General features: G+C 72.2%; 15 protein-coding genes. 8 read left to right on the top strand and 7 right to left on the bottom strand.

Annotated features, from left to right (window positions below):
• Window positions 1–38: 38 nt before the first annotated feature.
• A complete protein-coding gene (locus ACFYU9_RS36270) occupies window positions 39–1,421 on the top strand; it encodes a DUF2079 domain-containing protein (RefSeq protein WP_389347877.1) in 1,383 nt (460 codons plus the stop codon).
• Between the two features lie 266 nt (window positions 1,422–1,687).
• Here ACFYU9_RS36270 and mgrA read toward each other — a convergent pair whose 3' ends face one another.
• The gene (gene mgrA, locus ACFYU9_RS36265; RefSeq protein WP_389204509.1) at window positions 1,688–2,725 is read right to left on the bottom strand and encodes an L-glyceraldehyde 3-phosphate reductase; all 1,038 of its coding nucleotides are present in this window, start codon (window positions 2,723–2,725) and stop codon (window positions 1,688–1,690) included.
• 111 nt (window positions 2,726–2,836) lie between these two features.
• Between mgrA and ACFYU9_RS36260 the strand changes: the two genes are divergently transcribed.
• From ACFYU9_RS36260 to ACFYU9_RS36240, 5 genes are all read left to right on the top strand, one after another.
• Complete coding sequence (locus ACFYU9_RS36260; protein WP_389204508.1) at window positions 2,837–3,598, top strand: isoprenyl transferase; 762 nt, start codon at window positions 2,837–2,839, stop codon at window positions 3,596–3,598.
• Window positions 3,599–3,925: 327 nt separating this feature from the next.
• Entirely contained in the window at window positions 3,926–5,248 is a 1,323-nt protein-coding gene (locus ACFYU9_RS36255) for a PhoH family protein (protein WP_389204507.1), read from the top strand.
• Between the two features lie 368 nt (window positions 5,249–5,616).
• Complete coding sequence (locus ACFYU9_RS36250; RefSeq protein ID WP_389204506.1) at window positions 5,617–6,312, top strand: transglycosylase SLT domain-containing protein; 696 nt, start codon at window positions 5,617–5,619, stop codon at window positions 6,310–6,312.
• 111 nt (window positions 6,313–6,423) lie between these two features.
• The gene (locus ACFYU9_RS36245) at window positions 6,424–7,932 is read left to right on the top strand and encodes an AI-2E family transporter (protein ID WP_389204505.1); all 1,509 of its coding nucleotides are present in this window, start codon (window positions 6,424–6,426) and stop codon (window positions 7,930–7,932) included.
• The gene (locus ACFYU9_RS36240; protein WP_389204504.1) at window positions 7,929–8,639 is read left to right on the top strand and encodes a hypothetical protein; all 711 of its coding nucleotides are present in this window, start codon (window positions 7,929–7,931) and stop codon (window positions 8,637–8,639) included. The genes ACFYU9_RS36245 and ACFYU9_RS36240 overlap by 4 nt, the downstream gene beginning before the upstream one ends.
• 69 nt (window positions 8,640–8,708) lie before the next feature.
• Here ACFYU9_RS36240 and ACFYU9_RS36235 read toward each other — a convergent pair whose 3' ends face one another.
• Together ACFYU9_RS36235 and ACFYU9_RS36230 are read right to left on the bottom strand one after the other, a co-directional pair.
• A complete protein-coding gene (locus tag ACFYU9_RS36235; protein ID WP_389204503.1) occupies window positions 8,709–9,242 on the bottom strand; it encodes an alkyl hydroperoxide reductase in 534 nt (177 codons plus the stop codon).
• 2 nt (window positions 9,243–9,244) lie between these two features.
• A complete protein-coding gene (locus tag ACFYU9_RS36230; RefSeq protein ID WP_389204502.1) occupies window positions 9,245–9,799 on the bottom strand; it encodes a peroxiredoxin in 555 nt (184 codons plus the stop codon).
• Between the two features lie 133 nt (window positions 9,800–9,932).
• On the opposite strand from ACFYU9_RS36230, the gene ACFYU9_RS36225 reads away from it, so the two are divergent.
• The gene (locus tag ACFYU9_RS36225; protein WP_389204501.1) at window positions 9,933–10,934 is read left to right on the top strand and encodes a hydrogen peroxide-inducible genes activator; all 1,002 of its coding nucleotides are present in this window, start codon (window positions 9,933–9,935) and stop codon (window positions 10,932–10,934) included.
• On the opposite strand, the gene ACFYU9_RS36220 is transcribed toward ACFYU9_RS36225, so the two are convergent.
• From ACFYU9_RS36220 to ACFYU9_RS36210, 3 genes are read right to left on the bottom strand one after another with little or no spacing between them, the layout of a single operon-like run.
• Window positions 10,935–13,352, bottom strand: a complete 2,418-nt coding sequence (locus ACFYU9_RS36220) for an FtsX-like permease family protein (protein ID WP_389347875.1) — start codon at window positions 13,350–13,352, stop codon at window positions 10,935–10,937. It abuts the gene before it with no gap.
• Window positions 13,349–14,026 carry an ABC transporter ATP-binding protein gene (locus ACFYU9_RS36215; protein ID WP_389204499.1) on the bottom strand — a complete coding sequence of 226 codons (678 nt, stop codon included), beginning with the start codon at window positions 14,024–14,026 and terminating at the stop codon, window positions 13,349–13,351. Before ACFYU9_RS36215 ends, ACFYU9_RS36220 begins: the two co-directional genes overlap by 4 nt.
• Window positions 14,023–14,547, bottom strand: a complete 525-nt coding sequence (locus ACFYU9_RS36210; RefSeq protein ID WP_389204498.1) for a PadR family transcriptional regulator — start codon at window positions 14,545–14,547, stop codon at window positions 14,023–14,025. Before ACFYU9_RS36210 ends, ACFYU9_RS36215 begins: the two co-directional genes overlap by 4 nt.
• A gap of 264 nt (window positions 14,548–14,811) precedes the next feature.
• On the opposite strand from ACFYU9_RS36210, the gene ACFYU9_RS36205 reads away from it, so the two are divergent.
• Window positions 14,812–17,007 (top strand): transglycosylase domain-containing protein, encoded by a 2,196-nt coding sequence (locus ACFYU9_RS36205; RefSeq protein WP_389204497.1) that lies wholly within the window; start codon window positions 14,812–14,814, stop codon window positions 17,005–17,007.
• Window positions 17,008–17,147: 140 nt separating this feature from the next.
• On the opposite strand, the gene ACFYU9_RS36200 is transcribed toward ACFYU9_RS36205, so the two are convergent.
• Window positions 17,148–19,013 carry a SpoIIE family protein phosphatase gene (locus ACFYU9_RS36200; RefSeq protein WP_389347872.1) on the bottom strand — a complete coding sequence of 622 codons (1,866 nt, stop codon included), beginning with the start codon at window positions 19,011–19,013 and terminating at the stop codon, window positions 17,148–17,150.
• Window positions 19,014–19,071 lie beyond the last annotated feature (58 nt).

Raw genomic sequence — 19,071 nt, 5'->3', positions numbered from 1 at the left:
GGGCCGCCGCCCTCTGCCTCCTCTACGCCACCGTCGCCGTGCGCCGCCACCAGCTCATGCGCACCACCGGCTACGACCTCGGCATCTTCGAACAGGCCGTCCGCGCCTACGCCGAACTCCGCGCCCCCGTCGTGCCCCTGCGAGGCGAGGACTTCAACCTCCTCGGCGACCACTTCCACCCGCTCCTCGCCGTGCTCGCCCCGCTCTACCGGCTCTTCCCCTCGCCGCTCACCCTCCTCGTCGCCCAGTCCGCGCTCCTCGCGCTCGGCGCCGTCCCCCTGATCCGCTGGGCCGTGCGCGCCGTCGGCCCGCGCGCCGCCCACGCCGTCGCCGCCGGATACGGGCTGAGCTGGGGCATCGCGTCGGCCGCCGCCTTCGACTTCCACGAGGTGGCCCTCGCCGTCCCCCTCCTGGCCTGCTCGCTCGAAGCGCTCGGGCGCCGGCGGTGGCGCGCCGCCGTCGCCTGGGCCGCACCGCTGCTGCTCGTCAAGGAGGACCTGGGACTCACCCTCGCGGCCGTCGGCGCGTACATCGCCTTCAAGGGCTCCCGCCGGCTCGGCCTCGCCACCGCCGCCGCCGGGCTGCTCGGCTCGGCCCTGGAGATCAAGGTGCTGCTGCCCGCGCTCGACCCCACCGGCGGCTACGCCCACGGCGGCCAGCTCGCCGCCGCGCACGGCTCGCTGCTCTCCGCGCTCGCGCACGCCCCGCTCGACCTGCTGCGGCCCGACCTCAAGGCCACCACCCTGATCCTGGTCTTCGCCCCGTCCGCCCTGCTCGCGCTGCGCTCACCGCTCGCGCTGATCGCGCTGCCCACGCTCCTGTGGCGGATGGCCTCGGAGAACGTCTTCCACTGGGGCACGGCCTTCCACTACAGCGCGATCCTCATGCCCGTCGTCTTCGCCGGACTCCTCGACGTCCTCGGCAGGGAACGCGACCCGCGCCACGTCCGGGCGGCGCTCGCCACCGTCCTCGCGGTCACCGCCGTGCTCCTCCCGTCCTTCCCGCTGGCCCAGCTCGCCCAGCGGGCCACCTGGCACACCACCGCGCACCTGCGGGCGGCCAGGGAACTGCTCGCGAGGATCCCCGACGGCGCGACCGTCGCCGCCTCCAACCGGCTCGCCCCGCAGCTCACCTCCCGCTGCACGGTCGTCCTCTTCCCGACCTTCCCGGTCGGCGGGCGGCTCTACGAGTACCGGCGCGGGAACCTGCCGGCGCCCACCGCCGAATGGATCGTCCACGACCCCGAGGCCCCCGAGGCCTGGCCGTACCGGCGCGGCCACTGGCCCTACCCCCTGGAGCAGCAGCTCACCGAGCTGGCCGCCGCGCGCCGCACCTACGGCTACGAACTCGTCGCCCGCCGTGACGGCATCACGCTCCTGCACCGCAAGGCCGCCCCTGGCGCGCCCCCGCCCCGCCCCTGACCTGCGTCACCGCGTCAACCGGGCGACCCGTGACCGGGGTCCCCCGTGGGAGGTACGGATTACGCCGCCACGCCGGGCGCAAACCCGCCATCGGCCGCCACAGCCCTTGTGCCGCCTGGCCTCCGGGCGAATGGGCGGCCACCGGTCGGCGCGCATGGCGCACAACACGGTTAATGAAGGGTTATGGTGGAAACCCCCCCTCGGGCCGGTCCGTATCCCCCCCACGGACCGGCCCGTTTTCTTTCCCCGCCCCTGGACCTACGGGCTCAGCCCCGGCCGGCCCAGATGTTGGTGCCCTCGGTGTCGACCGCGAACGTGTCGATCTCCTTCAGCTCCTCCGCCGTCAGCGGAGCCCCGTGCAGCGCCGCCACGTTCTCCTCCAGCTGCGCCACGCTCGACGCGCCGATCAGCGCCGACGTCATCCGCTCGTCGCGCAGCACCCACTTCAGCGCCAGCTGGGCCAGCGACTGGCCGCGCCGCTCCGCGATGTCCGCGAGGCCGCGCAGCCGGCGCAGCACCTCGTCGGAGAGCAGGTTCGGGTCGAGGGACTTGCCCTGGGTCGCGCGCGAACCCTGCGGCACGCCCGTCAGGTACTTGTTGGTGAGCAGGCCCTGGGCCAGCGGCACGAAGGAGATGCAGCCCATGCCGGCCGCCTCCAGCGTGTCGAGGAGGGCGTCCTCCTCCGTCCACCGGTTGATCATCGAGTACGAGGGCTGGTGGATCAGGGCCGGGACGCCCATGTCCTTGAGGATCCGCGCGGCCTCGGCGGTCTGCTCGCTCGTGTACGAGGAGACGCCCACGTACAGCGCCTTGCCCTGCTGCACGGCGGAGGCCAGCGCCCCCATCGTCTCCTCGAGCGGGGTGTGCGGGTCGAAGCGGTGCGAGTAGAAGATGTCGACGTAGTCGAGGCCCATCCGCTTCAGGGAGGCGTCGAGCGACGACATCAGGTACTTGCGGGAGCCCCACTCGCCGTACGGGCCGGGGTGCATCTCGTAGCCCGCCTTGGTCGAGACGATCAGCTCGTCCCGGTAGGGCGCGAAGTCCTGGGCGAAGATCTTGCCGAAGTTCAGCTCGGCGGAGCCGGGCGGCGGCCCGTAGTTGTTCGCCAGGTCGAAGTGGGTCACGCCCAGGTCGAAGGCGCGGCGCAGGATCGCGCGCTGCGAGGTGAGCGAGCGGTCGTCGCCGAAGTTGTGCCAGAGGCCGAGCGAGATCGCGGGGAGCTTGAGTCCGCTGCGGCCGGTGCGCCGGTACTCCATGGCGTCATAACGGTCCGCTGCGGCGCGGTACAGGGGGGAATCAGTCACGTATCTCTGCTTATCACGGACTTGTGACAGTCCCGGGCTGGGAGCTCGTTACCCGTCCGCAGTAATGTGGCGGCTTCGGGGGGCCGACACTGCATGGAGGGGTAAAGAACAGTGAACCTGCGCGACCTGGTGTACGGGCTCTACGCACGCCGGGTGGAAGGCCGCCTCGACCACGCCCAGGTGCCCAAGCACATCGGCGTCATCCTCGACGGCAACCGCCGGTGGGCCAAGGCCAGTGGCGGCACGCCGGAGCAGGGTCACAAGGCCGGTGCGGACAAGATCCAGGAGCTGCTCGGCTGGTGCGCCGAGACCGACGTCGAGGTCGTCACGCTCTGGATGCTCTCCACCGACAACCTCAGCCGCCCCGAGGAGCAGCTCCTCCCGCTGCTCGGGATCATCGAGGACGCGGTACGGGCGCTCGCCGCCGACGGCCGCTGGCGGGTGCACCACGTCGGCACCCTCGACCTGCTGCCGGCCCGCACCCAGTCCGTGCTCAAGGAGGCCGAGCAGGCCACCCTGGACAACACGGGCATACTCGTGAACGTCGCCGTGGGCTACGGCGGCCGCCAGGAGATCGCGGACGCGGTCCGCTCGCTGCTCCTGGACCACGCGGAGCGCGGCACCAGCTTCGAGGAGCTCGCCGAGGTCGTCGACATCGACCTGATCTCCGAACACCTCTACACCCGCGGCCAGCCCGACCCGGACCTGGTGATCCGCACCAGCGGCGAGCAGCGGCTGTCCGGATTCATGCTGTGGCAGAGCGCCCACTCCGAGTACTACTTCTGTGAAGTGCACTGGCCGGCCTTCCGCAAGGTCGACTTCCTGCGCGCCCTGCGCGACTACGCCGCCCGGCACCGCCGCTTCGGCAACTGACGCTCCGGACACCACCCGCACCACCGGCACCTCCCCCGGAACATCCGTCACCCCCTGTTCATGAACGCGCCGTCATATGCCATGGCATGACGGCGCGTGTTCGAGGGCATATCCCTGGTGAAGTGAGCGGCACGGAGACCGCCACCCGGGAGGCCCTTTGCACCAGGACGACCGTGCGGGACGCGCACGGGAGAAGCGGAGGGCCGGCGCTCGGCCCGAGCATCGTGGCCTGAGCCCGGTCCCATTCCGCCGCGACACCGGCTCCGCGGTCCGCGGAGCCGTCGCACCCCGACCTCACAGGGGTCGACAAAGGGGGTCTGTCCTTCCGTGGTGACCAGCACTAAGCGCCGCTTGTCCGACAGGCGCACCTATGTTCTCGACACCAGCGTCCTGCTGGCCGATCCCAGCGCGATGTCCCGCTTCGAGGAGCACGAAGTCGTGCTGCCGATCGTCGTGGTGACCGAGCTGGAGGCCAAGAGGCACCACCCCGAACTCGGTTACTTCGCCCGGCAGGCGCTGCGCCTGCTCGACGACTTCCGGGTCCGGTACGGACGCCTCGACGCACCGCTCCCCATCGGGGAGCTGGGCGGCACCCTGCGTGTCGAACTCAACCACTCGGACCCCAGCGTCCTGCCGGCCGGCTACCGGCTCGGCGACAACGACTCGCGGATCCTCGCCGTCGCCCGCAACCTCCAGGCCGAGGGGTACGACGTCACCGTCGTCTCCAAGGACCTGCCGCTGCGGATCAAGGCGTCGTCGGTGGGCCTGCTCGCCGAGGAGTACCGGGCGGAGCTCGCGATCACGGACTCCGGCTGGACCGGGATGTCCGAGCTCGGGCTCTCCGCCGACCAGGTCGACATCCTCTACGACCAGGAGACGCTGTACGTCCCGGAGGCGGCCGAACTGCCGGTGCACACCGGTCTCGTGCTGCAGTCCGAGCGCGGCAAGGCGCTCGGCCGGATCACCGCCGACGGAAACGTCCGGCTGGTGCGCGGCGACCGGGAGGCGTTCGGCATCCGCGGCCGCAGCGCCGAGCAGCGCATCGCCCTCGACCTGCTCCTCGACCCGGACGTCGGCATCGTCTCGATGGGCGGCCGGGCGGGCACCGGCAAGTCGGCGCTCGCGCTCTGCGCCGGCCTGGAGGCGGTCCTGGAGCGCCGCCAGCACCAGAAGGTGATGGTGTTCCGTCCGCTGTACGCGGTGGGCGGGCAGGAACTCGGCTATCTGCCGGGCACCGAGGCCGAGAAGATGAGCCCGTGGGCGCAGGCCGTCTTCGACACCCTGTCGGCGGTGGCGGGCCGCGAGGTGATCGAGGAGGTGCTCCAGCGCGGCATGCTGGAGGTGCTGCCGCTCACGCACATCCGGGGCCGCTCGCTGCACGACGCGTTCGTCATCGTCGACGAGGCCCAGTCCCTGGAGCGGAACGTCCTGTTGACCGTTCTGTCCCGGATCGGGGCCAATTCCCGGGTCGTGCTCACCCATGACGTCGCCCAGCGCGACAACCTCCGGGTGGGCCGGTACGACGGAGTCGTCGCCGTCGTCGAGAAGCTGAAGGGTCATCCGCTCTTCGCGCACGTCACCCTCACCCGCTCCGAGCGCTCGCAGATCGCCGCGCTCGTGACCGAAATGCTGGAGGACGTCCAGATCTGACCTGGAATCGCCCCCAGTTGGCGCCGCCCGGCAAAGCGCGAGAGCTTAGCCGGGCGGCGCCGCGCTGTCGCCCGTATCCGCCAAATCCCGTGCACCCAGCCAGGTGTGAGCTTTCACACGCAACACGGAATTGCCTTGCGGCATCGCCGTCCGGCAAAGTCTTGCTTCCGTCAGGCCCCGCATACGGCACACGTGCACCCTCAGCGGTGCAGCACCACACAACTCAACAGCCGTTCGCCGTATGCCGCCCACAGCACCACGGGCCCGTGTCTCCTGTGACCCACTAGTCATCTAGTACGGAGACCAGCGCCAGGGGCACGATTTCGCCCGCGTGGTCACACATACGGGCGATTGTGGAAGGAAACCGTGTGAGCCGGATCTCGGTCCGGGGACTCGCGGTGGCTTCGGCCACTGCGGTCACCACTGTCGGCGCCATCGCCGGTGTTGCCTCGGGCAACGCCGCGCAGCCCTCGGACGACAACTTCGAGGCCACCGCGGCCGACACGACGCTGCTCGCGGACATCCCCGCGGGCGAGCAGGCCCAGGTACAGGTCTCCTCGCTCTCGGAGCAGGCCGACGTCCAGGCCGCTGCCGCCGACTCCCTCGCGCGCAAGTCCGCCGAGGAAGCCGCCCGCATCCAGGCCGCCAAGGACGCCGAGGCCAAGAAGACGGCCGCCGACAAGGCGGAGAAGGAGCGCAAGGACGCCGAGGCCGAGCGCGCCAGCCGGTCCGCCCTCCGTGACGCGACGAGCTTCGCCGCCCAGGGCTCGTACTCCGTCTCCGACATCAAGGCGATGGCCCGCCAGATGATGGCCGGCGACCAGTTCCAGTGCTTCAGCAACATCGTGAGCCACGAGTCCGGCTGGAACTACCGCGCCACCAACGCCGGCTCCGGCGCCTACGGCCTCGTCCAGGCGCTGCCCGGCTCCAAGATGGCCTCCGCCGGCGCCGACTGGCAGACCAACCCGGCCACCCAGATCAAGTGGGGCCTCAGCTACATGAACGGCCGCTACGGCAGCCCCTGCGGCGCCTGGTCGTTCTGGCAGGCCAACCGCTGGTACTAGCCGCGACCGGCCCCCGCTCAACCCTTCGAAGCCCCTCGCCGTCTTCCGGTGAGGGGCTTCGCCCGTACGTAGGTGTAGTTTCGGGGAGCCGACGGGGGGAGAGGGAAGAGCATGTCGAGACTGCCAGGATGGCTGAACCGGATGGGCGCGGGCCTGAGCCGGATGGGCGACCGCCTTGACGAACGACGGACCGGGACGGCCGGACGCGAGGCGGCACCGCCGTACAGCGCTCCGCGGACGCCCGCCGTCACCGAGCCGTACGCCGCCGTGCACCTCGACGCGGCACAGGACCTCGACCCGGACCGCGACCTGGGCCTCGCCCCCGCCCCGGAACCGATCGCGGCCCCCGCACCCGCCGCGGTCCTGACGGCGAACCGGGAGACCGGCGGCACGGACAAGCCCGGCGCCCCGGCCTCCGCCTCCGTCCCCGCGCCCCCCGCCTACGCGCCCGCCGTCGCCGCCCGCCCCGACCCCGTCGCCGCCATCCCCTGGGGCATGCGCGTCGCCGCCGAGGCCGGCTGGCGACTGCTCGTCCTCGCCGGCACCGTCTGGGTCCTGATGAAGGTCATCAGCTCCGTCCAGCTGGTCGTCCTCGCCTTCGTCGCCGCCCTCCTCATCACCGCGCTCCTCCAGCCCACCGTCGCCCTGCTGCGCCGCAAGGGCCTGCCCCGCGGCCTCGCCACCGCCATCACCGCCGTCTCCGGCTTCGTGGTCATGGGCCTCGTCGGCTGGTTCGTGGTCTGGCAGGTGATGGACAACGTCGACAACGTGTCCGACCGCGTCAAGGACGGCATCGAGGAACTCAAGCACTGGCTGCTCGACAGCCCGTTCCACGTCACCGAGCAGCAGATCAACGAGATCGCCAAGAACCTCAGCGAGGCCATCGGCGCCAACGCCGAACAGATCACCTCCGCCGGACTCCAGGGCGTCACCGTCATCGTCGAGGCCATGACCGGCATCCTGCTGGCCATGTTCTGCACCCTCTTCCTGCTCTACGACGGCAAGAAGGTCTGGGAGTGGACGCTCAAGCTGGTGCCCGCCCAGGCCCGGCCCGGCGTCGCCGGCGCCGGCCCGCGCGCCTGGCGCACCCTGACCGCCTACGTCCGCGGCACCGTCCTCGTCGCCCTCATCGACGCCGTCTTCATCGGCATCGGCCTGTGGGTCCTCGACGTGCCGATGGCCGTGCCGCTCGCCGTCTTCATCTTCCTCTTCGCCTTCATCCCGCTCGTCGGCGCCGTCGTCTCCGGCGCCCTCGCCTGCGTCGTCGCCCTCGTCACCAACGGCGTGTTCACCGCGCTGATGGTGCTCGTCGTGGTGCTCGCCGTGCAACAGCTCGAAGGCCACGTCCTCCAGCCGTTCATCCTCGGCCGGGCCGTCCGCGTCCACCCGCTCGCCGTCGTCCTCGCCGTCGCCGCCGGCGGCCTCACCGCCGGCATCGGCGGCGCCGTCGTCGCCGTCCCGCTGGTCGCCGTCCTCAACACCGTCGTCGGCTACCTCCGCGCGTACAGCACCGAACAGGCCCTGCGCGCCGCGCCCGAGCCGCGCGGCGCCACCGCCTTCGAGGTCGCGCCGACGCCGGCGCCCGGCTCCACCGACCGTCTCCCGGGAGCCGACGCGTGATCTCCGAACCCGAACTCGTCGGCGGCCCCGCCTTCCCCGACGCCGCCCCGCCACCGCCGTACCCGATGCCGATGCCGGCGCCGGAGCCGCCCCGGGCCGCCAGGCCCCGCCGCCCCTGGCTGTGGGCGCTCGGCGGCGCGGCCCTCGCCTCCGCCGTCTGGGCCGGCGGGCTCTACGCCTACGGCACCGGCGACGACGCCCGCCCCGGCCTCGGCGGCTACCGCATGGACCGCGACCCCTGCACGGCGGCCAGGCTGGAGGGCCTGACCTCGGCCATCGGCCCCCGGGAGACCGGCGAGCAGGCCGTGCACGGCGAGCCGCTCAAGGTGGTGCAGCCCGCGCTCTTCGAATGGGAGTGCACCGTCTCCCTCAAGGGCGCGAAGGCCCGCTACGAGGTGAACATCCGCTACACCCTGCACAAGGTCACCGACCCCGGCCCCGAGTTCGAGGCCACGAACGCCGACCCGCAGCTCGGCGCCGGTGACCGGATCGACGGCGTCGGGGAGATGGCCTTCGCCGGCGGCGCGTGGGGCGAGAACTCGCTGACCGTCCTCGACGGACAGGCCGTCCTCACCCTCATCGTCCAGGCGGACGACTTCGACGAGGACAAGGGCATGCCGCGCGACGTGCCGAAGCTGGACCCGGCCGCCATGCGGACGTACCTCGTCGAGGACATGCGGCAGCTGATGGCGGCGCTGAAGAAGTGAGCGGCGGTACGGCGAAGGGCCCCGGGGCGCAAAACCCCGGGGCCCTTCTCCGTACCGTACGGTCCGGCCCTACTCGGCCAGGACCGCCTCGGCGTCCAGCGTCACGCCGACCGCCTGGATGACCGCGGCGATCTTCACGGCCTCCTGGATCGTCTCGCGGTCGACACCGGCCTTGCGCAGGACCTGCTCGTGCGAGTCCAGGCACTGGCCGCAGCCGTTGATCGCGGACACGGCCAGCGACCACAGCTCGAAGTCGACCTTCTCGACGCCCGGGTTGCCGATGACGTTCATCCGCAGACCGGCGCGCATCGTCCCGTACTCCGGGTCCGACAGCAGGTGCCGGGTCCGGTAGAAGACGTTGTTCATCGCCATGATCGCGGCGGCCGACTTCGCGGCCTGGTACGCCTCGGGCTTCAGGTTGGCCTGGGCCTCCGGCTCCAGCTCCTTCAGCACCTTCGGCGAACGCGAGGCGATCGCGCAGGCGAGCACGGTGCCCCACAGCTGCTGCTGCGGCAGGTCGCTGTTGCCGATCACCGAACCGAGGTTCAGCTTCAGGTCCTTGGCGAAGTCCGGGATGGCGGCCTTCAGCTCATCGAGCGCCATGCTCACTCACCGGCCAGCAGCGCGGCCGCGTCCAGGGTGTCCTCGCCCTTGTTCCAGTTGCACGGGCACAGCTCGTCGGTCTGCAGGGCGTCCAGGACCCGCAGGACCTCCTTCGGGTTACGGCCGACGGAGCCGGCGGTCACCATGACGAACTGGATCTCGTTGTTCGGGTCCACGACGAACACGGCACGCTGCGCGAAACCGTCGGCGCCCTCGACGCCGCAGTCGCGCATCAGCTCGTGCTTCGAGTCGGCCAGCATCGGGAAGGGCAGGTCACGCAGGTCGGCGTGGTCCTTGCGCCAGGCGTGGTGCACGAACTCGGAGTCACCGGAGACGCCCAGGATCTGCGCGTCACGGTCGGCGAACTCGTCGTTCAGCTTGCCGAACGCGGCGATCTCGGTCGGGCAGACGAAGGTGAAGTCCTTCGGCCAGAAGAACACCACGCGCCACTTGCCCTCGTAGGTCTTGTGGTCGATCTGCGCGAACTCCTTGCCGCTCTCCAGCGACACGCAGGCGGTCAGGTCGTAGGTGGGGAACTTGTCACCGACAGTGAGCACGCGCTCTCCTTACAGGCCGGAAGGATCCCTTTTGAGGTCTTCCGTGAGGGGTTGGACGACTCTCAGCATGGCACGGAGTGCATTGATCAGTGAAATAGCTAGACTGGGACGCGTTGATCGAAGGTGGTTATCAATGATTCCGGTGCGGCGAGTGAAGCAGCCCAGCCTGTCCCAGCTCAGAGCCTTCGCGGCGGTCGCGGAGCATCTGCACTTCCGTGACGCGGCGGCGGCCATCGGCATGAGCCAGCCCGCGCTGTCGGGTGCGGTTTCGGCGCTCGAAGAGGCACTCGGTGTCCAGCTCCTCGAGCGTACGACGCGGAAGGTGCTGCTCTCGCCGGCGGGGGAGCGGCTGGCGGTGCGGGCGCATGCGGTGCTCGACGCGGTCGGGGAGCTGATGGAGGAGGCGGAGGCGGCGCGGGCGCCGTTCACCGGGGTGCTGCGGCTCGGGGTGATTCCGACGGTGGCGCCGTATCTGCTGCCGACGGTGCTGCGGCTGGTGCACGGACGGTATCCGGAGCTGGATCTCCAGGTGCACGAGGAGCAGACCTCGTCGCTGCTCGACGGGCTCGCCGCGGGGCGGCTCGACCTGCTGCTGCTCGCGGTGCCGCTGGGTGTGCCCGGTGTGACGGAACTGCCGTTGTTCGACGAGGACTTCGTGCTGGTGACGCCGGAGGGGCACGCGCTGGCGGGGCGCGGGGACATTCCGCGGGAGGTGCTGCGGGAGCTGAGGCTGCTGCTGCTCGACGAGGGGCACTGTCTGCGGGACCAGGCGCTGGACGTGTGCCGGGAGGCGGGGCGCACGGAGGGCGCGGCGGTGACGACGACGGCGGCGGGGCTCTCGACGCTGGTGCAGCTGGTGGCGGGCGGGCTCGGGGTGACGCTGCTGCCGCGGACCGCGGTGAAGGTGGAGACGGCCCGCAACAGCGCCCTGTTCACGGGCGACTTCGCGCAGCCGGCGCCGTCGCGGCGGATCGCGCTCGCGATGCGGTCGGGGGCGGCCCGCCAGTCCGAGTTCGCGGAGCTGGCGGGCTCGCTGCGGGAGGCCATGGCGGGCCTCCCGGTGCGGATCGTCGACGAGGGTCCGTGCGGCGACCAGGGCCCGTCCGGCGGATCGGGGCCGGGTATGCCCGGGTGATCATTCCGTACGCAGGCCGTCCGCCCGCATCATCCGCCACAGCAGCGGCAGGCTCAGCAGCGTGACCAGCAGGATCAGGGCGGCCCCGATGCCGGTCACCGGCACGAACACCCACCAGTCCACGACCTGCTTGCCGATCATCCGCAGGAGCAGCACGCCGAGCCCGAGTCCGCCGGCCACCGACAGCGTCATGCCGAGGACGATCGGCACGGCCGTCTGCCAGAGCACCGACCAGCCGAGCGTGGTGCGGCGGGTGCCGAAGGCGACGAGCGAGGAGAGCAGCCGCTTGCGTTCGCGCAGCTGTTCCAGGGTGGTGACGAGGAGCGAGGCGGCGACGAGCAGCATGGTGAGCGTGGCGCCGGCGAGGATGCCGGTGCGGACGCTGCTGAAGCGGCCGTCGCGCTCGAAGTTCTGCAGGGTGATGACGCGGGTGAGCGGGTCGACGGAGGCGACCGTGTTCCGTACGTACTCGGCGGCGTCGGGCACCGCCGGGTCGGTGCGGATCATGGCGCCGGCCACCGGGTGTTCGAGCCGGGTGGCGTCGAGGGCCTTCGGGGTGGCGAGCACGCCGAACTGGATCTGGCCCATCGGGTCGGGGCGGGAGTCGACGTAGCGGGCGGTGGCCGGAATCCGCCAGGTCGGCGTCGGACCGGCCGGCGCGGACCCGACGGCGGCGCCGGACCCGGCGGCGGCAGACCCGGCGGCGGCGCCGGACCCGGCGGCCGCGCGCGGTCGTGGTTCGCGCAGGGCGACGACGGCGCCGGGCCGGGCGGTCCGCTTGACCCAGGCGTCGTCCGGTCCGCCCCTGCCGTGCGCGAGGGCGACGAAGACGTCTCCGTCGGCGCAGGACGGCAGGTGGGCCAGTTCCTTCAGGGAGGCGCAGTCGCCGACGGCGACCGAGGTGATCGGGCCGATCTCGTCGCCCTTCCTCAGCTGCCCGGGCCAGTAGACGTTCGACTCGATGGTGCCCATGACGCCGGTCACGCCCTCGGTGCGGGTGAGCGCGTCGATGGTGCGGCGGGCGTCGTCGCCGCCGCGGGCGTCGACCCTGGTCTGCAGCTGGGCGCGGGCGGAGTCCATGTTCGTGACCCGCATGAAGTCGGTCTGCATGGCCTGGAACAGCATCTGCAGCGCGATCGCGCCGGCCGCGGCGACGACGATGCCGCTGACGGTGCGGGCGGCGGTGCCGCTGCTGAGCTGGAGCCGGCGGGTGGCGAGCTGCCAGGCGACGGGGCCGCCGTGCAGCCGCTTGACCAGGGCCTCCACCAGCCAGGGCAGCAGGGTGGTGAGGCCGATGAGGGCGAGGGTGGCGCCGACGGCGATGCCGGCGGTGTCGATGGAGGTGCCGGTGGCCTGGACGCGGCCGACCGTCGGGACGAGCAGTGCCGTGCCCGCGAGGACGAGGACGAGCCGCCAGACGAGCCGGCGCGGCTTCGGGGCGGTGGACCGGACGACGCCGAGCGGTTCGATGGCGACGCCGCGCAGGGCGACGACGCTGACGACGACGGCGGCGACGGGCACGGACGCGACGATGAGGGCGGCGAGCCAGGGGACCGGGGCGACGTCGGACGGGAAGGCGTTGACGTCCCAGATCCGGAAGGCGCCGGCGAGCTGCCGGGCCGCGGCGAAGAACGCGGCGCCGGCCGCGAGTCCGAGCAGGGCGCCCGCGAGGGATTCGCCGGCGGCGATCCGGCGGGTCATGGCGGTGTCGGCGCCGACGAGCCGGAGCGCGGCGAGCCGCCGGTCGCGCTGTTCGCCGCCGAAGCGGACGGCGGCCGCGATGAAGACCAGGACGGGAAGGAGCAGGACGACGCAGGCGATGACGACGAGGAGCAGCAGCAGCGCGTTGGCGGGCTCCTGCGGTACGGACCAGCCGTAGCGCACGCCGCGGCTGACGTCGGGTCCCGGCGTGAGGGCGGCGCTGCCCGCCACGTAGCGGAGTTCGGTCGGGCCGATCAGTCCCGTGTCGCCGATCGTTCCGGCGATCTCGTAGGGCAGCCGTTTCTTGAGGAGCGCGCCCTCGGGGGAGGCGAGCAGGTCGCGGAGGGCGGGGGAGACCAGCATCTCGCCGGCCGCGGGCACCTTCGGCGCCCCGGGCGGGAGCGCGGGGTGCGGGCCCTCGGGGCGCAGCAGGAGCCCGGTGACGGTGTCGTCGCGGTAGAGGGTCTCCTGGTCGGTGTGGAGAAAGGTGTCCGGGCCGGGCCGGGTGACCTCCCGGCTGGCGTCGACGGCGCGGGCGGATTCCCGCACCTCGCGCTGGAAGAGCATGTTCGGCAGCGACGCGGCGACGAGCAGCAGGGCGACGCCGAGGCCGATGCCGGTGGCGGTGAGGGTCGTACGGAGCCAGCCGCCGCGGCCTCCGGTGACGGCGAAGCGGGCGCCCATGCCGAGGTCGCGGGCCCGGGAACGCAGGCTCATGCGGCCCACTCCGTGTCCCGTACGGCGCCGTCGCGGACGACGATCTCGCGGTCGGAGTAGGCGGCGACCCGGGCCTCGTGGGTGACGAGGACGACGGCGGCGCCGGTGTCCCGGGAGGCGTCGGTGAGCAGCTGCATCACGCGCTCGCCGTTGAGCGAGTCGAGGGCGCCGGTCGGCTCGTCGGCGAAGATCACCCGCGGGGCGGTGACGAGCGCGCGGGCGACGGCGACGCGCTGGCCCTGGCCGCCGGAGATCTCGCCGGGGCGCTTGTGGGCCGTGTCCTCGACCTCCAGGCGGGTCAGCCACTCGACGGCCCGGCGCTCGGCGTCCTTGCGGCGCTCGCCGGCCAGCCGGAGCGGCAGGGCGACGTTCTCGGCGCAGGTCAGTTCGGGCACCAGCTGCCCGAACTGGAAGACGAAGCCGAAGTCGGAGCGGCGCAGGGCGCTGCGTCCGGAGTCGCCGAGCGCGGTGAGTTCGCGGCCGTCGTAGTGGATGGTGCCGCTGTCGGGGCGGACGATGCCGGCGAGGCAGTGCAGCAGGGTGGACTTGCCGGAGCCGGAGGGGCCCATGACGGCGACGACCTCGCCGGCCCGCAGCGAGAAGTCGGCGCCGGTGAGCGCGGGGGTGGGCCCGTAGGCCTTGGTGATGCCCACGGCCTCCAGGAGGGCGGTCATCGGCGCAGCTCCTCGGCGAGGCGGTCGAGCCGGGCGGCGGTGAGTTCCAGCCAGCGCAGGTCGGCTTCCAGGTGGAAGAGCGCGTGGTCGCAGATCAGCTGGTCGGCGAGGTCGCCGTCCTTCTTGCGCCGGGTGAGCTCGCGCATCAGGCGCAGGTGCTCGGCGCGCTGGACGTCGAGGATCTCGGCGGCGCCGCGGCCGGTGAGCAGGGCGAGGACGACCTTGGTGTAGAGCGTCGACTGGAGGTACGGCTCGGGCTTCTCGGGGGTCGCCAGCCAGTGCGCGACATCGGTGATGCCGGCCTCGGTGATGGCGTACCGCTTGCGCTCGGGGCCGCCGCCGGCCTCGATGCCGTCGACCTCGACGAGGCCGTTCTTCAGGAGCCGGGACATGGTCGAGTAGACCTGCCCGTAGTGCAGCGGCCGGTCGTGGCCGAAGCGCTCGTCGAAGGCGCGCTTGAGGTCGTAGCCGTGGCGCGGGCCGGACTCCAGGAGCCCGAGAAGGGTGTGACCGATGGACATGCCCGTCACTGTACATGGGGTGTATACGCACGATGTATAGGGAGGCCGGAGCCCCGCGGCACCGCTCGAACGACCGTCGGACAACCGTCGAACGGCAGCTCTGTGACCGGCGGCACACAACCATCCCGCGCCGAGAAGCGTCGGTTCCCTTGGGCGTGGGTGCTGATTCTCACGCCCGGAAAAGCCGGATCGATCGCTCTTTGTCGCGATGGTCGGTGTTAGCTTGCTGAGCTGATTTCGAAGACGAGCGGAGCGAACGAGGACATGGGCCGTAAGGGCACGAGCCAGGCGGGCAAGGGGCGCATACGCCGCCTCTTCACCTGGAAGAAACTCCTGGGCACGTTCCTCGTGGGCTGCCTGCTCGTGATGGGCGCGTTCTACGTCGCCTATCTGATGGTCCCGGTGCCGACGGCCAACGCGGACGCGACCCTCCAGAGCAACGTCTACAAGTACTCCAACGGCAAGGTCATGGCCCGCACGGGCAAGATCAACCGGGAGATCGTGGGCCTGGAGAAGGTCCCCCTGGACGTCCAGCGGACCTTCGTCGCCGCCGAGAACAAGACCTTCTACAAGGACAACGGCGTCGACATCCTCGGCACCGCCCGCGCCGCCTGGAACACCCTGACCGGCAAGGGCAAGCAGGGCGGTTCGACGATCACCCAGCAGTACGTCAAGAACTACTACCTGAGCCAGGACCAGACGGCCACGCGCAAGCTCAAGGAAATGGTCATCGCGCTCAAGGTCGACCAGCGCATGAAGAAGAGCGAGATCCTCGCCGGCTACATGAACACCAGCTACTACGGCCGGAACGCCTACGGCATCCAGGCCGCGGCGCAGGCGTACTACGGCGTGGACACCACCAAGCTGACCGTCGCCCAGGGCGCCTACCTGGCCTCCGTGCTCCAGGCCCCCAGCCAGTACGACTGGACCTCCGCCGGCCCCGAGGGCCGCAGGCTCGTCCAGGCGCGCTGGAACTACGTCCTCGACAACATGGTCGGCGAGGGCTGGCTGGACGCCGGCAAGCGCGCGACGCTGAAGTTCCCCGTCCCGCAGAAGCCCAAGGCCCCCAAGGGCATGAGCGGCCAGTCCGGCTACATCGTCGAGGCGGCCAACCAGGAGCTGATGCGCCAGGGCGTCAGCGAGGAGGACCTGAAGGCCGGCGGCTGGACGATCACCCTCAACATCGACGAGAAGAAGCAGAAGGCGCTGGTCAAGGCGGTCGACGAGCAGCTGGAGGCGCAGCTCGACCGCAAGGGCAGTGAGAAGCAGGCCGGCGTCCAGGCCGGCGCCACCTCCGTCGACCCGAAGACCGGCGCGGTCGTCGCGCTCTACGGCGGCATCGGCGCCACCGAGCACTGGACGAACAACGCCACCCGGCGCGACTACCAGCCCGCCTCCACGTACAAGCCGATCGTCCTCGCCTCCGCGCTCGACAACCACGCGGTGACCCAGGACGGCCGCCCGATCGGCCTCGGCACCGTCTACGACGGCACCAGCGGCCGCTCGGTCGTCGGCAGCGCCATCGGCTTCGCCCCGGAGAACGAGGACAACCAGAACTACGGCCCGGTCACCGTCCAGAAGGCCACCAACAGCTCGATCAACTCGGTCTACGCCCAGATGATCGTGGACGTCGGCCCCGCCAAGGCCAAGGCGACCGGCCTCGCGCTCGGCCTCAAGGACGGCAAGGACTTCGGCGAGACGCCCGCCATGTCGCTCGGCGTCATGGGCGCCTCCACCATGGACATGGCCGGCGCCTACGCCACCCTCGACAACCACGGCCTCAAGGTCACCCCGACCCTCGTGAAGTCCGCCGAGCACAAGGACCGCACGATCGACCCGGTGAAGTCCATCGGCGAGCGCGTCATCAGCCGCGAGGCCGCCGACACCACCACCAAGGCCATGCAGGGCGTCGTCCAGTCCGGCTCCGGCTTCCGCGCCGCCGGCCCGTACCAGGCCGCCGGCAAGACCGGCACCTCCGAGAACAACCGCTCGGCCTGGTTCGTCGGCTACACCCCGGAACTGGTCACCGCCGTCGGTCTGTTCGGCGAGGACGCCAAGGGCAACCAGGTCACCCTGACCAACACCATCAACCCGGGCCGCGCCAACGGTGGCAAGACCCCGGCCCAGATCTGGGGCGCCTACACCGTCAAGGCCCTCGGCGGCGGTTCGGACACCGCCTTCGACCTGGAGACGGACGGCACCTCCGGCGGCGACACCGCCCCGACGCCGACCACGACGAGCTCCGGCTCGCCGACCCCGACCGCGACGGCGAGCGACGACAGCACCACGCCGACGCAGCCGCCGACGCCGACCGGCACCACCCCGCCGCAGCCGACCACGCCGACCGCGACGACTCCGCCGGAGCCGACGCCGACCCGGACGAAGACGACGGACCCGACGCTCCCGCCGCTGCCGGACGGCAACTCCGGCGCCGTCGACGGAAAGCCGTCGGGCCAGTGACGAACGGCCAGTGACGAACGGCCGGTGACGAACGGCCGGTGACACACGACCGGTGACGAAAGGGCCGGACCCCACCCGGGGGTCCGGCCCTGTCCCGTGCCCACGCCCGTACGCATACGGATACGGGTACCGGCTACGGGTCAGCGCGTCGCCAGCTCGAACCACACCACCTTGCCGCCCGACAGCCGCGTCGCGCCCCAGCGACGGGCCAGCCGGTTCACCAGGAACAGGCCGCGCCCGCCCTCGTCGGTCTCCCGCGCCCGCCGCTGCCGGGGCAGCTGCGGCGAGTCGTCGCCGACCTCGCAGCGCAGCACGTCCGTGCGCAGCAGCCGCAGCGTTACCGGCCGCTCCGCGTACCGCACCGCGTTCGTCACGACCTCGCTGACGAGCAGCTCCACCGAGTCCGTGAGCTCCTCCAGGTCCCAGCGGGCCAGCGCCCGCCGGGCCAGGCGGCGGGCCCGGCCCGGGGCCGCGTCCTCCGGCTCCAGGAACCAGTACGCCACGTCGCTCGGCGCGATCCCGTCGAAGCGGGCCGCGAGCAGCGCGATGTCGTCGTCCCGGTCTCCCGGGCCGAGCATGTCGAGCACGTCGTCGCACAGCGCCTCCAGCGGCGGCGCGTGGTCGGGCCCGGTGAGCTGGGCCGTCGCGGCGAGCCGCTCGCGCAGCTGCTCTATCCCGGTCCACACGTCCCGCAGCCGGGACTCCACGAGACCGTCCGTGTAGAGCAGCAGCGTGGCCCCGGCGGGCGCGTCCAGCTCGACCGCCTCGAAGTCCACCCCGCCGACGCCGATCGGCGCGCCCGGCGGCACCCGGAGCACCTCGGCCCGGCCGCCCAGATGCAGCAGTATCGGCGGCGGATGGCCCGCGTTGGCGATGGTGATCCGGTGCGAGACCGGGTCGTACACCGCGTACATGCAGGTGGCCATGCGGTTCTCGCCGAGCCGCTGGGCCTGCTCGTCCAGGTGGTGCAGCACCTCCTGCGGCGGCAGGTCGAGCCCGGCCAGGGTCTGCGCGGTGGTGCGCAGCTGGCCCATGATCGCCGCCGAGGTCATGGAGTGGCCCATGACGTCGCCGACGACGAGCGCGACCCGGCTGCCGGGCAGCGGGATGGCGTCGTACCAGTCGCCGCCGACCCGGGCGGTCTCCGCCGCCGGCAGATAGCGGGAGGCCAGCCGGACGCCGGTCGGCTGCGGCAGCGAGTCGGGCAGCATGGTGCGCTGCAGCTCGTCCGCGATGTACGCCTCGCGGCCGTAGAGCACCGCCTTGTCGATGCCGAGGGCGGTGTGGGTCGCCAACTGGGCCGCGACCAGCAGGTCGTTGGGCTCGAAGGCGGCCCGCTCCGGGCGGCGCAGGAACACGGCCGCGCCGATCACCCGGCGCCGCCCCCGCAGCGGCGCGAGTATCGCCCGGTGCCCGGCGGGCAGCGGATGCTCGGGGCCGAGCAGCTCCGGCAGCGCGGCCCGGGCGGCGGCGGAGTCGCCGGGCACCGGCCGCACCCCGCGCAGCACCTCGGCGAGCGCGCCGCCCGAACGGACCTCGCACAGCTCGGCCGCGGGCGTCGGATCCGGATCGGGCACGAGGACGAGCTCCTCGCCCTCCAGGTCCGTTAACCGCAGCCGGTCGGTGCGGCGCAGCCGCAGCACGAAGGGCTCGGCCGGGCGTTCGTCGCCCACCGGCAGCGGGTCGCGCAGGTAGACCAGGATCGCGTCGGAGAACGTGGGCACGGTCGCCCGGCACAGGCCGAGGACGATCTCGTCGAGGTCGAGGCCGCGCGCGATGCGCCGGGTCGCGGCGCCGACGAACCGCAGCCGCTCGCCCTCGCGGCGCGCCGCCGCGGCGGCGGGGCTGCCGGGGGCACCGGGCTCGTCGCCGTGTCCGCCGCCGGGCGCCGGCGCGGGCACCGCGACGGCCGCCGCGGCCGCAGGCTCCTGGCGCGGGCGCGTGCGTTCCTGCGGCCGCGCGGGCATCGCCTTGCGGCCTTCGTGGGAGGTGGGATGCTCCGTCACGCCTGGGATTCCGTCCGTCCGGGCCGGTGGTGCGTTGCACGCGCTCTCATCGCCGATG

The sequence above is a fragment of the Streptomyces sp. NPDC004327 genome (genome assembly GCF_042873935.1).
In the GTDB taxonomy this organism is placed as follows: domain Bacteria; phylum Actinomycetota; class Actinomycetes; order Streptomycetales; family Streptomycetaceae; genus Streptomyces.
Note: the sequence above shows the minus strand (reverse complement) of the source record. Positions and strands in the feature narration are given on the sequence as shown.

Coding starts and splice junctions, on each gene's coding strand:
- ACFYU9_RS36245 (WP_389204505.1), top strand. CDS start 6,424: ATGTCGAGACTGCCAGGATGGCTGAACCGGATGGGCGCGGGCCTGAGC.
- ACFYU9_RS36235 (WP_389204503.1), bottom strand. CDS start 9,242: ATGGCGCTCGATGAGCTGAAGGCCGCCATCCCGGACTTCGCCAAGGAC.
- ACFYU9_RS36225 (WP_389204501.1), top strand. CDS start 9,933: ATGATTCCGGTGCGGCGAGTGAAGCAGCCCAGCCTGTCCCAGCTCAGA.
- ACFYU9_RS36220 (WP_389347875.1), bottom strand. CDS start 13,352: ATGAGCCTGCGTTCCCGGGCCCGCGACCTCGGCATGGGCGCCCGCTTC.
- ACFYU9_RS36215 (WP_389204499.1), bottom strand. CDS start 14,026: ATGACCGCCCTCCTGGAGGCCGTGGGCATCACCAAGGCCTACGGGCCC.
- ACFYU9_RS36210 (WP_389204498.1), bottom strand. CDS start 14,547: ATGTCCATCGGTCACACCCTTCTCGGGCTCCTGGAGTCCGGCCCGCGC.
- ACFYU9_RS36205 (WP_389204497.1), top strand. CDS start 14,812: ATGGGCCGTAAGGGCACGAGCCAGGCGGGCAAGGGGCGCATACGCCGC.